This window comes from Streptomyces mutabilis (assembly GCF_014649815.1).
Lineage (GTDB): Bacteria > Actinomycetota > Actinomycetes > Streptomycetales > Streptomycetaceae > Streptomyces > Streptomyces mutabilis.
In genome coordinates this window covers 1-611 of the sequence record NZ_BMTT01000199.1, presented here as the reverse complement: position 1 = coordinate 611, position 611 = coordinate 1, and the positions used below count along the sequence as shown (strand labels likewise).

Here is a 611-nt window from a genome sequence, read left to right as displayed (position 1 = left end):
GATGCCACTATAGAAGTTGTCAAAAATCAAAAAGTTATTGATTGGTTATGGGAAACTCAAGACAAAACATTTTTCAATTCAAAAGAAGATCCTGAATTATGTGTACTCAAAGTTATACCTCGTTCAATTAAATTAATGAATGATGATGAACTAGATACGCCAGCTACAATTGAGTTATAAAATAATATCAAAATTTACCGTATTATAATCATTTTAGATTATGATGCGGTTATTTATTGTCTATTTTTTGTCATTCATATCATCAAGCTCCATTTTATAAATTTTATTTTCTTTATACTACAATATATAATTGCAAAATGACTTAAAATTATGTATAAATGAATTAATATAGATAAAGGAGTTTTCAATAATGAAAAATAAAAAAGGATTAGGCATAGGTCTTATCACAATTATGGTTATCGTTTGTATTGTACTAGTAATCATGATGTTCGTGGGTGGTAAGAAAGATTCATACTACGGTATTATGAAAGATAGCACGACCAGTGATAAAATGATAAATACTAAAAATGAAAAAATTGAAAAAAACGTAGAATTACCTAAAGATGCTAATGTATCAGTTAAAAAAGAAGATTTTGTGATGCTCTTTAAAG

General features: G+C 26.0%; 2 protein-coding genes. Both read left to right on the top strand.

Annotation, left to right across the window (positions count from 1 at the left end; all coding sequences use genetic code 11):
• A partial coding sequence (locus IE142_RS40010; protein WP_502266913.1) for a hypothetical protein occupies positions 1-180 on the top strand: 180 nt, incomplete at its 5' end.
• A 190-nt stretch (positions 181-370) separates the two neighbouring features.
• Positions 371-611, top strand: a 241-nt coding sequence (locus IE142_RS40005) for a DUF4889 domain-containing protein (RefSeq protein WP_191889471.1), incomplete at its 3' end; no start/stop codon positions are given.